This window comes from Streptomyces sp. P9-A2 (assembly GCF_036634175.1).
Taxonomy (GTDB): domain Bacteria; phylum Actinomycetota; class Actinomycetes; order Streptomycetales; family Streptomycetaceae; genus Streptomyces; species Streptomyces pratens.
This window is the reverse complement of the sequence record NZ_JAZIFX010000001.1, coordinates 7,181,118-7,197,295: the sequence shown is the minus strand read 5'-3', so window position 1 is coordinate 7,197,295 and position 16,178 is coordinate 7,181,118. Positions and strand designations below refer to the sequence as shown.

12 protein-coding genes and 1 pseudogene are annotated in these 16,178 nt (G+C 71.0%); 6 read left to right on the top strand and 7 right to left on the bottom strand.

The window, feature by feature from the left end; all coding sequences use genetic code 11:
• Positions 1-24: 24 nt before the first annotated feature.
• The 5 genes from V4Y04_RS32440 (at position 25) to V4Y04_RS32420 (ending at position 6,897) form a co-directional block, all read left to right on the top strand.
• Entirely contained in the window at positions 25-2,172 is a 2,148-nt protein-coding gene (locus V4Y04_RS32440; protein ID WP_332431905.1) for a UvrD-helicase domain-containing protein, read from the top strand.
• Positions 2,173-2,512: 340 nt separating this feature from the next.
• Positions 2,513-3,208, top strand: a complete 696-nt coding sequence (locus V4Y04_RS32435) for a response regulator transcription factor (protein WP_332431904.1) — start codon at positions 2,513-2,515, stop codon at positions 3,206-3,208.
• The gene (locus V4Y04_RS32430) at positions 3,201-4,316 is read left to right on the top strand and encodes a sensor histidine kinase (RefSeq protein ID WP_332431903.1); all 1,116 of its coding nucleotides are present in this window, start codon (positions 3,201-3,203) and stop codon (positions 4,314-4,316) included. Before V4Y04_RS32435 ends, V4Y04_RS32430 begins: the two co-directional genes overlap by 8 nt.
• A 72-nt stretch (positions 4,317-4,388) precedes the next feature.
• The gene (locus V4Y04_RS32425) at positions 4,389-5,462 is read left to right on the top strand and encodes an endonuclease/exonuclease/phosphatase family protein (RefSeq protein WP_443080217.1); all 1,074 of its coding nucleotides are present in this window, start codon (positions 4,389-4,391) and stop codon (positions 5,460-5,462) included.
• A 592-nt stretch (positions 5,463-6,054) separates the two neighbouring features.
• The gene (locus V4Y04_RS32420) at positions 6,055-6,897 is read left to right on the top strand and encodes a phosphotransferase (RefSeq protein WP_332433079.1); all 843 of its coding nucleotides are present in this window, start codon (positions 6,055-6,057) and stop codon (positions 6,895-6,897) included.
• Positions 6,898-6,996: 99 nt separating this feature from the next.
• Here V4Y04_RS32420 and V4Y04_RS32415 read toward each other — a convergent pair whose 3' ends face one another.
• The 5 genes from V4Y04_RS32415 to V4Y04_RS32395 all read right to left on the bottom strand — a co-directional run bounded on the left by V4Y04_RS32415 (position 6,997) and on the right by V4Y04_RS32395 (position 14,431).
• Positions 6,997-7,617, bottom strand: a complete 621-nt coding sequence (locus V4Y04_RS32415; RefSeq protein ID WP_332431902.1) for a hypothetical protein — start codon at positions 7,615-7,617, stop codon at positions 6,997-6,999.
• An 84-nt stretch (positions 7,618-7,701) separates the two neighbouring features.
• Positions 7,702-8,589 (bottom strand): C40 family peptidase, encoded by an 888-nt coding sequence (locus V4Y04_RS32410; protein ID WP_332431901.1) that lies wholly within the window; start codon positions 8,587-8,589, stop codon positions 7,702-7,704.
• Positions 8,590-8,741: 152 nt separating this feature from the next.
• A complete protein-coding gene (locus tag V4Y04_RS32405; protein ID WP_332431900.1) occupies positions 8,742-12,710 on the bottom strand; it encodes an nSTAND1 domain-containing NTPase in 3,969 nt (1,322 codons plus the stop codon).
• Positions 12,711-12,883: 173 nt separating this feature from the next.
• Positions 12,884-13,333 (bottom strand): peptidase inhibitor family I36 protein, encoded by a 450-nt coding sequence (locus V4Y04_RS32400; protein ID WP_332431899.1) that lies wholly within the window; start codon positions 13,331-13,333, stop codon positions 12,884-12,886.
• A gap of 168 nt (positions 13,334-13,501) precedes the next feature.
• A complete protein-coding gene (locus V4Y04_RS32395) occupies positions 13,502-14,431 on the bottom strand; it encodes a hypothetical protein (RefSeq protein WP_332431898.1) in 930 nt (309 codons plus the stop codon).
• Positions 14,432-14,655: 224 nt separating this feature from the next.
• Here V4Y04_RS32395 and V4Y04_RS32390 point away from each other — a divergent pair.
• Positions 14,656-14,778, top strand: a pseudogene (locus V4Y04_RS32390) (AAA family ATPase); the annotation flags it as partial.
• Positions 14,779-14,991: 213 nt separating this feature from the next.
• Here V4Y04_RS32390 and V4Y04_RS32385 read toward each other — a convergent pair.
• Both V4Y04_RS32385 and V4Y04_RS32380 read right to left on the bottom strand, forming a co-directional pair.
• Complete coding sequence (locus V4Y04_RS32385) at positions 14,992-15,366, bottom strand: NEW3 domain-containing protein (RefSeq protein WP_332431896.1); 375 nt, start codon at positions 15,364-15,366, stop codon at positions 14,992-14,994.
• 412 nt (positions 15,367-15,778) lie between these two features.
• The gene (locus tag V4Y04_RS32380) at positions 15,779-16,174 is read right to left on the bottom strand and encodes a cupin domain-containing protein (RefSeq protein WP_332431895.1); all 396 of its coding nucleotides are present in this window, start codon (positions 16,172-16,174) and stop codon (positions 15,779-15,781) included.
• Positions 16,175-16,178 lie beyond the last annotated feature (4 nt).

The following is a 16,178-nucleotide window of genomic DNA, read 5'->3' as shown; positions in this document are numbered from 1 at the left end:
TCCCCCGGCCCCTAGGATCGCTTCATGCCGCAGCTCGCCTTCGACATCGGCTTCTTCGCCGAACTGCCCAAGCTCCAGCCGCCGGTCAGGAAGGGCGTGCTGGACGCCTGGGAGAAGTTCGACCGGCTCAGCCTCGACCAGCTCTTCAAGGATCCGGGGCTGAAACTGGAGAGTCTGCAGAAGCCGCGGGACAAGCAGATCCGGACGATCCGCATCGACCTGTTCTGGCGCGGTGTCGTCCTCGCCCCGACGAGCGGGGACACCTTCGTCCTGCTGCGGGTCATGCAGCACGACAAGGCGATCGCCTGGGCCAGGAAGCAGAAGTCCACGATCAACACGGTGACCCGGGCCGTGGAGATCCGGGACGCGGCCACCCTGGACGAGATCACGCCGGCGTACGAGCGGGTCGCGCGGACCTCGACGAAGGCGCGGCTGTTCGAGAAGTTCTCCGACGGGGACCTGAACGCGCTCGGCATCGACGCCGAGACGCTGCGCCAGGCCCGGTCGCTCGTCGACAAGGAGCAGCTGGAGGTCTTCGCGCCGCTGCTGCCGCAGGACCAGCGTGAAGTGCTCCAGTACCTCGCGGAGGGCTGCACGGTCGAGGAGGTGTGGCAGGACATCGTCGCGCCCGCCCTCCAGGCGGCGACGCAGCCGGTCGACACACAGGACTTCGAGACGGCGATCCGGCACAGCCGGGCGCGGATCGCGCTGGTCACGGCGTCGGAGGAATTGCGGGACATTCTCGAGAAGCCCTTCGCGGCCTGGCGGGTCTTCCTGCACCCCTCCCAGCGCAAGGTGGCCTACCGCGCGTCCTACTCGGGGCCCGCCCAGGTGACGGGCGGGCCGGGGACCGGCAAGACGGTCGTGGCGCTGCACCGGGTCAAGCACCTGCTCGGGCACCTGCGCGACGGGGACCGCATCCTGCTGACGACGTACACCAACGCACTGGTGAACGCTTTGCGCGCGGGCCTGGAGTCCCTGGTAGAGGACCCGGAGCTGCGGGCGCGGGTGGACATCTCGACGGTGGACGGCTTCGCGAGCCGTGTCGTCGGCGAGGTGCCGGACGCGGTGGCGCTGCGGCCGTTGCAGTCCAACGAGGAGGAGAGCCGCTGGGCGAAGGCCGCCGAGGCGACGGGCTTCGACGGCAGCGCGCAGTTCCTCGCCCAGGAGTACCGGCACGTCGTCCTGGCCCAGGACATCCGTACCCTCGCCACGTACGAGGCGGCGGACCGGCGCGGACGCGGGAGCCGGCTCACCGCGGCCGAACGGCCGCTGGTGTGGGAGACGGTGGAACGGTTCACGGCGGACCTCGCCGCGGACGGGGCCCGCACCTGGCTGCAGACGTGCGCCGAGGCGGCGCACCTGCTGGCGGAGAAGGGGCCGCGCTACCGGCACGTGGTGATCGACGAGGCGCAGGACCTGCACCCGGCGCAGTGGCGGCTGCTGCGCGCGGCCGCCCCGGCCCGCCCGGACGACCTGTTCGTCGCCGGGGACCCGCATCAGCGCATCTACGACTCGAAGGTGTCCCTGAAGTCGCTCGGCATCAAGGTGACCGGGCGGTCGGTGAAGCTGCGCAAGAACTACCGCAGTACGCAGGAGATCCTGCGCTGGTCCACCGCGCTGCTCATCGGCCGTCCGATCGCGCAACTGGAGGACGACGGCCGCAACGAGACCCTGCTCGGTTACCGCTCCGCCCTGCACGGCGACGGGCCGGCCGTGCACGCCGCGACGACCGAGGAGGCCGAACTGGACGCGCTGGTCGCGCGGGTGCGGGCGTGGCTGGAGGCGGGGGTCGGGGCCGGGGAGATCGGGGTGAGCGCCCGCTTCAAGCGGACGGGGTCGAAGGCGGTGGCCCGGCTGAAGGAAGCCGGCATCCCGGCCGAGACCCTGCGCACCACCGGCACCGCGAAGGAGCCGACGGCGGTGCGGGTCGGCACCATGCACTCCTTCAAGGGGCTGGAGTTCCGGTGCGTCGCGGTCGTCGGCGTCACCGAGGAGGCCCTGCCGTTCCCGAAGGCGGTCACCTCGCCCGAGGTGGACGCCCAACAGCACGAGACGGACCTGATGTCCGAACGCTGCCTGCTGTTCGTCGCCTGCACTCGGGCCCGCGACAGCCTGTACGTGTCCTGGTCGGGCAAGCCCAGCCCGTTCCTGACGGAAGCGGGCGTGTGAGGGCGGAGGGCTGAAGAGTCCTCCTGAAAGGTGCGTTCCAGCTCTTCCTCGGCCATCCGGACGGCGGCCTCCCACTGAATCACTCGTACAGCGTTCCTTACGGATCGCGATGGGGACCGGCGAGTTGTGAGCAGCCCGTACAGGAGGGCTTCGAGTGGATCGGGGGCGACGAAACAGAGAACCTGACGGCGCGGGCCGTGGGAATCCCTCTCGCTCACGAGGGGAGGATGTCAAGCTCTGTCGCCGTAGGTCCTGCCCGCAGTCACGGCGTTGCGGTGGTGCCGGCACCTACGTGGTTTTCGATACGCCGACGATATGGGGCGACTCGTACCCTCGGAGCATGCGAGTGCTGATCGTCGAGGACGAGCCCTATATGGCAGAAGCCATCCGCGATGGTCTGCGCCTGGAAGCGATCGCGTCCGACATCGCCGGTGACGGTGACACCGCTCTGGAACTGCTGGGCGTCAACACCTACGACATCGCCGTCCTCGACCGCGACGTTCCCGGCCCTTCCGGCGACGAGATCGCCCAACGCATCGTCGCCTCCGGCAGCGGCATGCCGATCCTCATGCTCACCGCCGCCGACCGGCTCGACGACAAGGCCTCCGGGTTCGGACTCGGCGCCGACGACTACCTCACCAAGCCGTTCGAGCTCCGGGAACTCGTGCTCAGGCTCAGAGCACTCGACCGCAGGCGCGCGTACGCCCGGCCCCCGGTCCGCGAGATCGCGGGCCTGCGGCTCGATCCGTTCCGCCGCGAAGTCCACCGCGACGGCCACTACGTCGCGCTGACCAGGAAGCAGTTCGCCGTGCTCGAAGTCCTCGTCGCTGCCGAAGGCGGTGTGGTCAGCGCCGAGGAGCTTCTGGAGCGGGCCTGGGACGAGAACGCGGACCCGTTCACCAACGCCGTACGCATCACGGTCTCGGCACTGCGCAAACGGCTCGGTGAACCCTGGGTCATTGCCACGGTGCCCGGCGCCGGGTACCGCATCGACACGCAACCGGCGGCCGGCCACGAGGGAGGAGACCGTGGATAGGCAGCCCGGGTTCAGCGTTCGCTTCAAGCTCACCCTCAGCTACGCCGGATTCCTCATGTTCGCCGGCCTCCTGCTGCTCGCGGCGGTGTGGGTGTTCCTCCTGCGCTACGTCCCCGATCGTGCGATGCTCATCAACCCCGATGACAAGCTCAAGGGTGTTTTTCCCGTCCGGTCCGCTCTCCTGGACGTTTTCGCTCCGAGGGCAGCCGCGGTACTGGCGTTCCTGCTGGTGTTCGGTCTCGTGGGCGGGTGGATTCTCGCCGGCCGCATGCTCGCCCCGCTGACCCGCATCACGGACGCCACCAGCATGGCCACGAATGGATCACTCTCCCACCGGATCCGGCTGCCGGGCCGCAAGGACGAGTTCCGTGAACTCGCCGACGCCTTCGACACGATGCTCGCCCGCCTCGAAGCGCACGTGGCCGAGCAGCGGAGATTCGCGGCCAACGCCTCGCACGAACTGCGCACCCCGCTGGCGATCTCGCAGGCGCTCCTCGACGTGGCCCGCAACGATCCGACGCAGGACCTCGGCGAGATCATCAACCGCCTGCACGCCGTCAACGCCCGGGCGATCGACCTCACCGAGGCGCTGCTCGTACTCAGCCGCGCCGACCAGAGGTCCTTCACCCGAGAACCTGTCGACCTCTCCCTGCTCGTGGAAGAGGCCACCGAGACACTGCTCCCGCTCGCCGAGAAGCGCGGTGTCACCATCGAGACCTCCGGTGACATCGCCCCGGCTTTCGGCTCACAGGCGCTCCTGCTGCAGTTGACGACGAACCTTGTGCACAACGCGATCGTGCACAACCTGTCCGACAGGGGCACGGTGTGGGTCGAGACCGGCGCCGGCCCCGAGACCGTGGGGCTCACGGTCGAGAACAGCGGCGAGAAGCTCTCCCCGCAATTGGTCTCGACTCTCACCGAGCCGTTTCAGCGCGCCACCGGACGTATTCGCAACGACCACGCGGGTGTCGGACTCGGCCTGGCCATCGTCCGGCGGATCACCGAGGTGCACGACGGGACCCTCACCCTCACGCCGCGCGCTGGGGGCGGACTCCGTATCGCCGTTCGACTGCCCGCACCACCAGCACTTCCTCCGAAGGACATCTGATCAGTGAGTGAAGCACTACGAGAAGTTCCGGAGGCGCGGCAGCAGGGCGACGCCGAGGAGCGCGCCGAGATCCTGGACACGGCTCAGGCCGGGCAGTGCGGCGCCGGTCGCGGGGACACCGGCTCGGGTGCCCGGCGCGCGCGTATCCGCCGGGCGGTCCGCAGCCTCTCCGGGCCGGACCCGTGGAAGCGCGGCCCGGTGCTCGCGGCGCTGGCACTGGCGCTCGGCCTGCTCATGCTGCTGCACGCGGAGATCACGGACAGGGGCGGTCTCGGCAGCCTGGTGGAGACGTTCCTGCCGTGGTTCGGCCTGTTCGTCCCGGTGCTCCTTGCCGGGGCGCTGTGGCGCCGCTCCGCCGCGGCGGTGGTCGCGCTGCTGCTGCCGGTCGTGGCATGGCTGAGCCTCTTCGGCGGACTGCTCCTCGACAAGTCCCAGCCGGGCGGCGACCTCACCGTGGTCAGCCACAACGTCAACGCCGAGAACCCCGACCCGGCCGGCACCGCCCGCGACCTGGCCGCCTCCGGGGCGGACCTGCTGGCGCTCGAGGAGCTGACCCCGCAGGCCACGGTCGCGTACGGGAAGGAGCTGGCGAAGGCATACCCGTACCACACGGTGCAGGGCACGGTCGGGCTGTGGAGCAAGCTGCCGCTGTCGGACTCCCGGTCGGTCGACGTCCTGCGGGGCAATGCCGGGCCGCTGGCGAAAACCCGGCGGGCCGGGGACCTCCCCGTGGACCCGCCCCGGGCGCTGCGCACCACGGTGGCCACGGACCAGGGGCCGCTGGTGGTGTACGTGGCGCACCTGGGGTCGGTGCGGCTGATGCCCAGGCACGGCTTCTGGACGGACTCGCGCGACGTCGGCGCGGTCGCGCTCGCCAAGGCCGTCGCCGCCGAGCAGAACGAGCGGGTGGTGGTGCTCGGCGACATGAACGGCACCACCGACGACCGCGCGTTCGACGGCCTCACCTCGCAGCTGCGCTCGGCCCAGGAAGCGGCCGGGGACGGCTTCGGCTTCAGCTGGCCGGCGTCCCTCCCGATGGCGCGGATCGATCAGATCCTGGTCAGGGGCGTGGAGCCGAAGAGCTCGTGGGTACTGCCGGCCACCGGCAGCGACCATCTGCCGGTGGCGGCCGGCATCAGCTGGTGACCGCTGCCGCCGGCCGATCCCGCGAGAGCTCCACAGGACACGGCTCAGCAGCCGGCCGCTCAGTCGGCCGCTCGAGGCGCGTGGAGGGCGGTGAGTTCTGGCGACGCCAGGCGAACAACTCCCTTGCTTGATCAAAAAGCGATCGGCAGCATGGCGCACATGCAGCGCCATGACTACGCCGGTTCGATGGCGCTGCGCGCCTTCGGATCTGGCCACTCGGGTATTCCCGGCGACCGGTTACCGTCACATCGGCGACCTCGCCCGGAACCGGTGCCTGTCGCTCGACCGAACCAACAAGCACCCCGCGGCGGTTTGGACCCACAAAGGCCAGACCCTGGCCCGGAGCCGGCTCTGACTGCCCGGCAACCTCATGCTCCAGGTTCGTCCGAGCCACCCCGAGCTGTCCGACGAAGTACTCGACCGGGCCGAGCACGCGGCAGCCCCCGGCGCATCAGGTGTCGAGAGCGCCGAGACGGAACCGCACCTGGCCGCCGTGCTGGAGCGGCACGGCTGCACGCGCACCGTCGAGCCATCGGGGGCGCCGCTGTTGTCCCCGGACGTGTATGTGTACTCAACAACGAGGGAGCACGGTATGGAGCCATGGGAACTCCGTCGCGCAGTCGAGGCAGGACGGGCGACCGCTTCGGAGCTGGGCCTTCAGGTCGACGATGTGGTCGTCATCAACAACTCGGACCGCGTCGTGCTGCGCCTGCTCCCTTGCGATGCCCTGGCTCGGGTCGCGCCTTCGGGGCATCTGGTTGATTCCGAGTTCGAAGTAGAGGTTGCTCGCCGTCTCGCCGACGTCGACGCTCCGGTGGCTGAGCTCGATCCCCGGGTAGGCCCCCGAGTCTATTTGCGTGATGCCTTCGCCATCTCGCTCTGGACCTACTACGAACCTGTGGGGTCGGAGATCGCGCCGGCCGACTACGCGGACGCGCTCATGCGGCACCATGCCGCCCTGCGCCAAATCGATCTGGACGCACCGCATTTCACCGATCGAGTCGCCGAAGCGCTGAGAGAGGTGAACGACCGGGAGCAGTCCCCCGAGCTGTCCGATTCCGACCGGGAACTCCTCAGCGACACACTCAGTGGACCGAGCGCCGCGATCGGCTTGGAGAAAGCCGGCGACCAGTTGTTGCACGGCGAGCCGCATCCGGGCAACCTCCTGCGCACGAGGAGAGGGCCGCTTTTCGTCGACCTCGCCACGTGCTGCCGTGGGCCGATCGAATTCGACCTCGCCCATGCACCCGAAGAAGTGGGAAAGCACTATGCGGGGGCCGACCACGGCCTGATTCACCGGTGCCGCGCCCTGGGCTGGGCGATGTTCTCGGCCTGGCGCTGGCGCCGGGACGACCAACTGCCCGACCGGGACCACTGGAGAGCGGAGGGGCTCAACCAGGTTCGTGCTGCACTCGATCGCTGCGGACGGGGCTGAACTCGGGACAGAGGGGCTGCCGGGTCCCCATCCGCTGCACCGTGCGTGGGAGCCCTGCTCACAGTCGCGTGCCTTCGGCCGTCGAAACGCCCGGCCGTCTCACCCGGGCCGCCGGAACAGCATCAGCAGCGAGAGCAGGCCGATCACCGCCGTGACAGGCCACAACCTGAGCGCCCACGGTCCCAGGGCCGTCAGCGCGGCGAAGCCGTAGAGAGCTGCTGACCAGCCCAGCAGTGCGTGGAAAGCGGCGGGCAGCGACCTGGACCAGCGCACCACGAACGCCGCGGACACCGCGAGCGCGGGGTAGAGCCACAGCTTCCCCTCAGCGGGTCCGCTGAACACCACGTACTCGAAGAAGCGGGGGAACCAGGGCGCGGTCTCCTCCCGCGTGGCGAGCTCCGCGGGCTCTGCCCAGGACAGTGGGAGATCACGAGCGAGCTTGAGCGGGAGCTGCCGGCCCGTGGTCAGCAGGACCGCCCACAGCAGTGCGCTGAGGGCGGCGGCGTGGCCGAGACGGCTGGGCTCACCTGTTCCGAGCCGGGGATCGCGGTGGGCAGGCGCTCCGCTGCCGCGCGGTGTCGCCGCGCCCGGCCTCCGGGCCGGACGCGGCGCGGACCGAGGGCGTGGTGGCGCGGGCCGAGGGTGCGATGCGGGCTGAGGGCTCGGCGTCGCGAACCCCGGGTTCTGCTCCGCCAGGCGTCGCAGACGTGCCTCGCGCATACGTCAGAGCTGCTCGTCTCCCATGGTTCCCGGGTGCTCCATGTCATTCGTTCGATCGAATCTGCCGCCCTCGGCGCCGGCGCGTCACGGTGTCGGTGGCGTCGTCCCGCAGTCGGGCACGCCGTCGAGCCACGCCGCTCCCTGGATGTAGATGTTGGTCACCCACGCCCTGTAGTCCGGCAGGTACGACCACACGTCGTTGGTGTAGCCCTCGGAGGTGACGGGTTCGGCGTGCTTCTGGCACTGGACGCGGATGGTGGTGGAGTACGGGAAGGCGTAGACGCGGGCGGCCCTGATGGAGGGTTCGGCCTTGGTCCACACGCCGGTGCCCCAGGTCTGGTGGATGTGACCGGTGACAGGCCCGGTGTTGACGCGGACGGCGCCGAAGTAGCCGCTGCTCAGGCGGACGTCACTGACCATGAGCCTGGTGCCGGATTCCTTGGCCTCGACCATCTTGCCCGCGCCCAGGTAGATGGCGATGTGGTGCAGGTCCTGTGGGACGCCCCAGACGAGCAGGTCGCCCGGGAGCAGCGGGGCCAGGCCCTGGGCGGCGGTGAAGCGGTCGGCGGCACGGTGCGTGTAGTGCTGTTGACTGACGACACCGTTGAGGATGTCGGAGCCCGCCGCCTCGGCGTACGCGTGGCGGACCAGGCCCGAGCAGTCGAAGCCGAGCCGTTCGGGATCGTGCTCGCTGTCCGGGTCGGTCGGGTCGACCTGGCCGTATGTGGCGCCCGGCCGGGCGCCGTGCCCGCCGCCCCACGTGTACCAGGTGCCGGCCGCGACCTCCGCGCAGGCGGCGGCGATCGCGCGTTCGGCCGCCGCGGAGGCTCCGGGTGCGAGGACGCCGCACGCGTCGGCGGCCGCACGCTGCGCGGGCGCCGCGGTGTTCGCGGCGGCGGCGGACACCGGCGCCCAGAAGAGGAGGGACAGTAACGCGATCAGTGTGCTGATGAGACCGGTCCGGCGGACCATGCCAGGACCCCCGTTTCCTGTGGGTGGTGAAGGGAGTGGTCGCACAGCAGCCTGCTGGCCGTGTCCCGCGCTTGTCGAGATCCGGGTGTCGCCTCCCGCCGATGGGCAACGGGAAACACCTGGGAAACCCCCTTCGAGCAGGTGAACCCCCGTCACCCCCGGCTGTCGCAGGGCGCCCCGTCGGAGAGGGGGGTGCCGGGCAGGAGCTTCGCGCGCTCGTCCGCACCGATGCTCGCGCGCAGCCGGCAGATCTCCGCCAGTTGATCCCCGAGATCGAGATCCCACAGCCGTACGGTGCCGTCCGTGCCGGCGCTGGCCACCGTGCGCCCGTCGGGAGCGAAGGTCACGCTCCACACCGCGTCGGTGTGTCCCGTCAGCGTCGCCCACGGACGCCGTCCGGCGACGTCCCACAGGCGCACCGTACGGTCGTTGCCGCTGCTGGCGAGCGTGCGGCCGTCGGGAGTGAAGGCGATGCCCCGGGTGGAGCCGGTGTGACCGGTCAGGACGGCCTCGGAGCGGCGTTCGCGGACGTTCCACAGCCGTACGGTGCCGTCGTTGCCGCTGCTGGCCAGCGTCCGCCCGTCAGGGGTGAAGGTCACGCTGCGCACCGCGCCCGTGTGGCCTTTCAGCGTGCCGAGCGGGCGGTGCGAGGAGACGTCCCAGAGCCGTACGGTCAGGTCGTCGGCGGCGCTCGCCAGAACCCGGCCGTCGGGGCTGAAGGCGACGCCGTTGGCGAAGTCCCGGTGGCCGGTCAGCGTCGCCAGCGGCGCACGCTTCGTCACATCCCACAGGCGCACCGTACGGTCGGCGCCGGCCGAGGCGAGACTCCGGCCGTCGGGGGCGAAGGTGAGGGAGTAGACCTGCCCGGTGTGGCCGGTCAGGGTCGCCAGCGGTCCCCGCGCGGCCACGTCCCACAGCCGGATCGTGCCGTCGGAGCCCGCCGATGCCAGGGTCCGCCCGTCGGGTGCGAAGGCCACCGAGAAGACCGCCTCGGTGTGTCCCCGGAGCGTCGCCAGGAGCCGGCGCCCGCCCACCTCCCACAGACGTACCGTGTGGTCGGCGTCGGCGGTGGCCAGCAGTCTCCCGTCGGGGCTGTACCGGGCCTGCCAGACCTCCGTGAACGGACGGGCCGTCAGCAGCGGGCCGCCGAGGTTCCACAGGACCACGGACCGGTCGAAACCGGCCGTGGCGAGCAGGGTGCCGTCGGAGGTCACGGCCACCCCCATCACGTAGTCGGTGTGACCGGCGAGCACGGCGGTCTGCCGGCCGCTGCGGACGTCCCACAGCCTGGTCGTCCCGTCGCCGACCGCGCCGACGACCGTGGCGCCGTCGTGCGTGTACGCGACGGCGTTGATGTCGTCGCTGCTCCCGGACAACGTCGCGCCGAGCCGGCCGCCGCGCACGTCCCACAGCCGCACGGTCCGGTCGATGCCTCCGGAGGCCACCTTCCGGCCGTCCGGGGAGAACGCCGCGCCCAGCACTTCGTCGGTGTGCCCCTCGAGTGCGGCGAGGAGTCGGGCCCGGTCGGTGTCCCACAGCCGCACGACCCGGTCGGCTCCGGCGGAGACCAGGGTCCGGCCGTCGCGGGCATGGGCCAGGGCGTTGACCGTTCCCCTGTGCCCGCGGAGGGAGGCGGTGACGCGGTGCGGGCGCGCGGTGTCCCACAACTGGATCGGCCCCTTGGCGGTCGCGACGGCGAGCCGGTGCCCACGGGGGTCGAAGGACAGCGCCCGGGCACCCTTCGTGCTGTCGGCGAGCACGGCCTTCCTCCGACGCCCGGCGATGTCCCAGAGGCTCACGGGCCCGCGCGTCGACGTCGCCGCGAGGGTGCGGCCGTCGGGGCTGAAGGCGATCGAGCGGACGGGCCCGGACACGGCGAACGTGGCGGTCGTGCGGCGGTCCGACACCCGTCGCAGGGTCACCGTCCCGTCGGAACTGGCTGTCGCCAGGAATCGGTTGTCCGGTGCGAAGACCACCGCGTTGACCGGCCCCCGGTGACCGCTCAACCGGCCGGAGAAGGGCTGGGACTGCGTGCTCAGCAGCGCGCCGCGCGCCTCGGCGGTGGCGTGGGCCCGGTAGGCCTCCCCGGCCAGCAGCATCGACGCCTCCGGCTGGCCTCCGGCGAGCGACGCGGACCGCACGGCGAGTGCCTGGGAACGCGCGACGCGTTCCTGGCCGAGGGCGCTCTCGCGCTGCTGGTAGGCGAGGCCTCCGGCGGTCAGGGCGAGGCCCAGCAGGACGACGAGCGTGGCGAGCATCGACTGCCGGAGCCGGACCTGGCGTACGGCCTGCCTCTCATGACCTTCCTGCTCGGCCAGGCTCGCTCCGAGGAACGCTTCCTCGCCGGGGCCGAGCCGGCGCCGGCCGTCCAGTTCGTCGGCCCAGGAGCGCACGGTGCTCAGCCGGGTGCCGCGGTACAGCGCGGACGGATCACGGCCTTCGCGCTCCCATTCGGCGGCGGCGTGCGCGAGTTGCTGGTGGAGGAGCAGCCCGGTGCGGTCGGCGTGGATCCAGTCCCTCAGCCGTGGCCAGGCGCGCAGCAGGGCCTCATGGGTGATCTCGACCGTGTCGCTGTCCATGGTGACGAGCCGGGCCCGTACGAAGGCGTCGAGCGCGGCGGCCGCGCCGTCCGCGTCGGCCGCGTCGGCGAACTGCTCCATCAGGGCGGCCCTGCTCATCCGGCGGCGGGTCGCCCCGCCGCCGTCCGCGACGTACACCAGACGGGACAGGACGCGGCGGATGGTCTTCTGCTCGGTCGGATACAGCCGGGCGAAGACGTTCTCGGCGGTTCGCGCGATCGCACCCTGGATGCCGCCGGCCCGCTCGTACCCGGCGACGGTCAGCGCGGACCCCTCACGCCGCTGCCAGGTGGCCAGCAGGGCGTGGGAGACGAGGGGGAGTACGCCGGAGGGTGTCACGTCGGCTCCGGAACCGGCGTCCTTCCCGCTGCCCCGCAGTGGGCTGCCCGGCAGTGGGCTGCCCGGCTCTTCGCTCAGCCCCGCGTCGCGCAGGAGCAGGGGCGCCAGGCCCGGTTGGAGCGTCAGTCCGGCGAGTTCCGCCGGGCGGGTGATGGACTCCCGCAGTTCCACCACGGACATGGGCGGCAGCACGAACAGCCCGTCGGTGAGGACCGGAGCCAGTTCGGGAAGGTCCAGACAGTCGCCGGTGAAGTCGGCCCGGACGCCCAGCACCACGACGGTGGGGCCGTGTGCGCTCTCCTCCGGCCGGGAGGCCGCCAGCGCACAGAGCACCCGGACGAAGGAGCGCCGCTCGTCCTCGTTCGCGCAGAGGGTGAAAAGCTCCTCGAACTGGTCGACGATCAGCACCGACCGACAGGGCGGCGGGGGCCGGTGCTCCCCGGACGGCGCCGGCGGATCGCCCACCATCGCCCGTACGGCGTCCAGCACCGCGTCGGGATTCTCGCGCACCTCCTCGACGGTGACGGCGAGGTCCCCGCCCACCGCTTTCGCGGTGCGTTCCAGGAGCTCGTCCAGGGGCCGTGAGGTGGGGGTGAACGTCACCACCGGCCACCGGTCGGCTCCCGACATCGGGAAGTCGCCACGCCGCAGGGCGGGCACCAGGCCGGCGTTGAGCAAGGACGACTTGCCCGCTCCCGACGGGGCGACGAGCATCAGAGGGCCGCTTCCCACCCGTTCGAAGACCCGTTCCACCAGTGCGGCCGTCGCGCGCTCCCGGCCGAAGAACCAGTCCGCGTCCTGCGGGGTGAACGCCGACAAGCCGCGGTACGGACACGTCCCGTCGGACTGCCGCTCGAACGCGGTGGCCTCGGCGCCGCTCCCGCTGCCGCTCCCGCTGCCGCTCCCGCTCCCGCTCCCGCTCCCGGCGGACGGTTTCTCCTGTACGAGCCTGAGCAACTCCCCCTCGGCGCCCAGTACTCGGTCACAGATACGGGCGACGTCGACGGTCGCCCGCTTCGTGCCGGTCTCGATCTTGCTGAGGTAGCCCTTGCTGTAATGCGTCTGCCGTGCCAGGTCGGTCAGCGACAGGCCACGTGCCTGTCTGAGCCGTCTCAATTGTGCGGGAAAGGAGTGCGTGGTCAGCGCGTTCCGATCCTGCCCGTTTTGGTGGTCGACTTCATGCCCGTGTTGCGGATCTCCCACGGTGTCCCCCATGCAGTACGGCCGTGAGACGGCCGACGCCCAGGTTACTGCCGGGGTGATAAGTCCAGCCGAACCTTTCCCCCGTGTGGCGTAAACACGAGCGTCCGGAACCACGGAGCGGTTCCGGACGTTCGTTCCCCGTCACACGGACGGTCAGGTCAACTCAGTTCAGATCAGCTCAGGAAAGCCCCGCAGGCGCTGCGGGCCACCCACCGGTGAGAGGAGATGGTGTCGTTCGCGTTGACACCGTTGGTGAACCGGTTGTCGGTCAGGTTGTCGGCGTAGAGCTCACCCGGCGCGAGACAGGCGTGGCCGCCGCCGAAGCCGGAGTTCTCGTAGAACGCGACGTGGTCGAGGCCACCGGTGAAGCCGCGGTTCATGACGGACGTCGCCCTGTCCTGCGAGCCGACCCACCAGTCGCTGTTGCCCGCGGAGCGGATCAGTTCGGCGCCCGAGCAGTCCAGGTTCTCCCAGGCGTACATGTTGCCGTTGCGCGGCCCCCACTTGCTGTCGCAGCCCGGTCCGGCGACGGTGTTCCCGGCCGCCTGCGAGGCGGTGGCGGGTACGGCGACGCCCAGGGCGGTGAGCCCGAGGATGGCGACCGTGACGGTGAACTTGCGCATGCTGTTTCCCCTCGTTTTCCTCTGACGATGTGGTGCGTTGGCGGTGATGCGTCGGCGGTGCGTCGGCGGTGATGTGTTGGTGGTGGTGGTGCGTCGGTGCCGGCGCACCGGGCCGGTGGCCCGGCGTGCCCTCACCGGGGGCGATGTCCGCCCAGGAGCGGAGGGTGGTCAGCCTCGCTCCGGAACGATGCGCACCGCCCGGTCGTAGGCCCGCTGACCGAGGTGCCGGTAGGTGTCGATGTCCTTGCCGAACCGGTCGCGCAGGCGGTCCAGGTAATACGTCTCCCGCGCCGTGGCCACGGCGCGCAGGGAGGTCTCACGGGCACAGGTCGCGTCGGCGACGGCGGTCTTCCGCTCGGCGGCGAACGCCTCGTCGGCGCGGGCCGCACCCAGCCGGCTCGTGTTGACCCGGACGGCTTCACGTGCCGCCTGAGGGTCCTCATAGGGCCGGCCCGCCCTCTTCACGCATCGGGACCAGGCCCGTACCGCCGCGGTCAGGTGACGGTCCTTCATCAGCTCCTTTCCGTAGAGGGCGTTGAGGCCGGTGGCGATCTTGCCGGTGCGGTACCACTCGGCCGGGTCGCCGTAGAGTGCGCGCTCGGCCTCCTCCGTGCAGCCGCCGATGCGTTTGCGCGTCTCCCCGCCGCCCGGCAGCGGTGCCGTGAGCATGCGGGCGCTGTCGCCGCCGTCGAGCGCGGTGTCGAAGGCGACGCGCCGGGACGGGGAGAGGTTCTGGCGGTAGATTCCATTGGGGTTGCTTTCGCGGACGCGCAGGCTCTTCGCTTCGATCCGGCCGCCGTACCCGTACGCACGGGCCCAGGCCACGTCGTCCTGCACATAGCGCACCGGGCGGCTCTCCCGGAGCGTCGGGCCACGGTCCTCCCAGTAGGTGAAGCCCTGGCGGTTCATGCACTGCTTGGTCAGACGTTGCTGCGCGTCGGCGACGCGCAGTTCCTGTTGCCAGGTCAGTGCCCGGGGACGCGGACCCGGATCCTGTGGTGCCTGGCCGTCGCCGCCGTCGTCGCCGTCGCCGCATCCGGTCGTGACAACCGCCACGATCGCCACGACCGCGCACAGAGACACGAGTGCACGTCTCATGGGCCCAACCTCCCTTCGCTGCCGCTTGCCGACGGACTCAGAGTCCCCCCGCTGCCGACGGAGGTCGACGGGTTTCCTGTTGCCCGCCGGACGGTCGACCGGGAAACAAGGCGTGATCAGGGGAAACGCGGGAACGGAGGCAACGCGGTGGGGACGGTCGGAAGCGGTGCGGGTGAGGAGCGGACCCCTCACCGCGTCACGATGCCGCCCGCGTCGTCACGATGCCGGCGCTCGTCAACCGGCTGCGTCCGGAGGAGTTCGTCGTCTGCGACCGCGACGAGCACGGCGCGTCGATCATCCCGGCCCTCACCGTCGACAAGGTGAAGGAAATCGTCGAGGAGTCGGGGGGAGCTACGGCCCCGCGGTCGCCCGCGAGGCGCTGCGACACCGGCTGATCCCCGCCCCGCGCGGCACCGACCGCTCGTACGCCGGCTTCGTCGGAGACCTCACGGGCTGGACCTGACCACCGCTGAGAAAACGTCACTGCCCCGAGTGACGTCGGAAGGCTGCGTGTGCCGTGTCGTGCCGTGTCGTACGGCGACAGTGCCGTGGTGGTTGCGTCAGCCGGCCTGTGCTCGGGCGACGAGGCTGGTGACGAATTGCTCCGCCCTCTTGCCCCGGGACCGGACCAGCAGGCGTACGGGCTGCGGCAGGTGGTGGGGCAGGTCGGCCGGGGCTGTCACCAGCCAGCGTGTGCGCAGCGTCTTTCCCGCCTTGAGGGGGGTGAGGCGGATCGGGTGTCGGGGGAGGGCTTTCCAGTTGTCGGGTACGAGCAGGTGCGGGCTGACGACTGTGGTGGTGGTTGCCGTGACGGTGGTGGTGACCTTCACTGTCCTGCCCGGCTCCACGGGGACGAGGCCGTCGGGTGGTGTCTCGATGGTGAGGGCGAGCCGGGGGTCTTCTGTGCGCCATGACTGCCAGGCCGTAACTCCCACGGCTCCGCCCGAGGTGCGCAGGGCGGTGAGTCTGAGGGCGGTGGTGGTGACGGCCCTCTCCAGGAGGATCCGGTTGAGGGTTCCCGGCCGGGGGGTCTGCGGGGTGCGGTGCTTGCCACGGTCAGCGTGTGGCCTTCGAGCCGTACCCGGACCCGGCCGCCGGGATGGCAAGGGCGAGCTGACGGACGAGGTGAGACCACGCTGACCACACACCCACCCGGTGGTCGGCGGGATCGCCGATCTGCCCGGGGCCCGCGGCCCCTGCGTTGACCGGGTGCGTTGCTGCTGGTCGACGGAGCGCGTCCTGGGAGCTGCAAGACGCGAAAGGACATGACGGCTTGGCGTAAACCCTGGCGGTGGGCTGTCCTGCAGCGGCTGGCCGGGCGCCCGCGAGGGAAACGCCCGTGGCCGCTCAGGAGTGGAGTGCGTGCCCTGTCGTCGCGTCCACATGGGCCGGGATCTCGTCGTGGCGATCGCCGACTGTTGCCGTTCCGGTCGGCTCGAACATGAGGATCGCGGCGCCGGACGGGGCGTACGGCTTGTGCTCCGTACCTCGGGGGACGGTGAAGACCGCACCTTGGGCGAGCACGACCGTGCGCTCCCCCGTGGGCTCGCGGAGGGAGATGTGCAGTTCGCCGTCGAGCACCAGAAAGAACTCGTCGGTGTCGTCGTGGGCGTGCCAGATGTGTTCGCCGTAGACCTTGGCGACGCGTACGTCGTAGTCATTGACGCGCGTGACGATGCGAGGGCTCCACACGGCGTCGAAAGAGGCCAGGGCCTTGCCGAGGGCAAGAGGTTCGGTGCTCATGGGC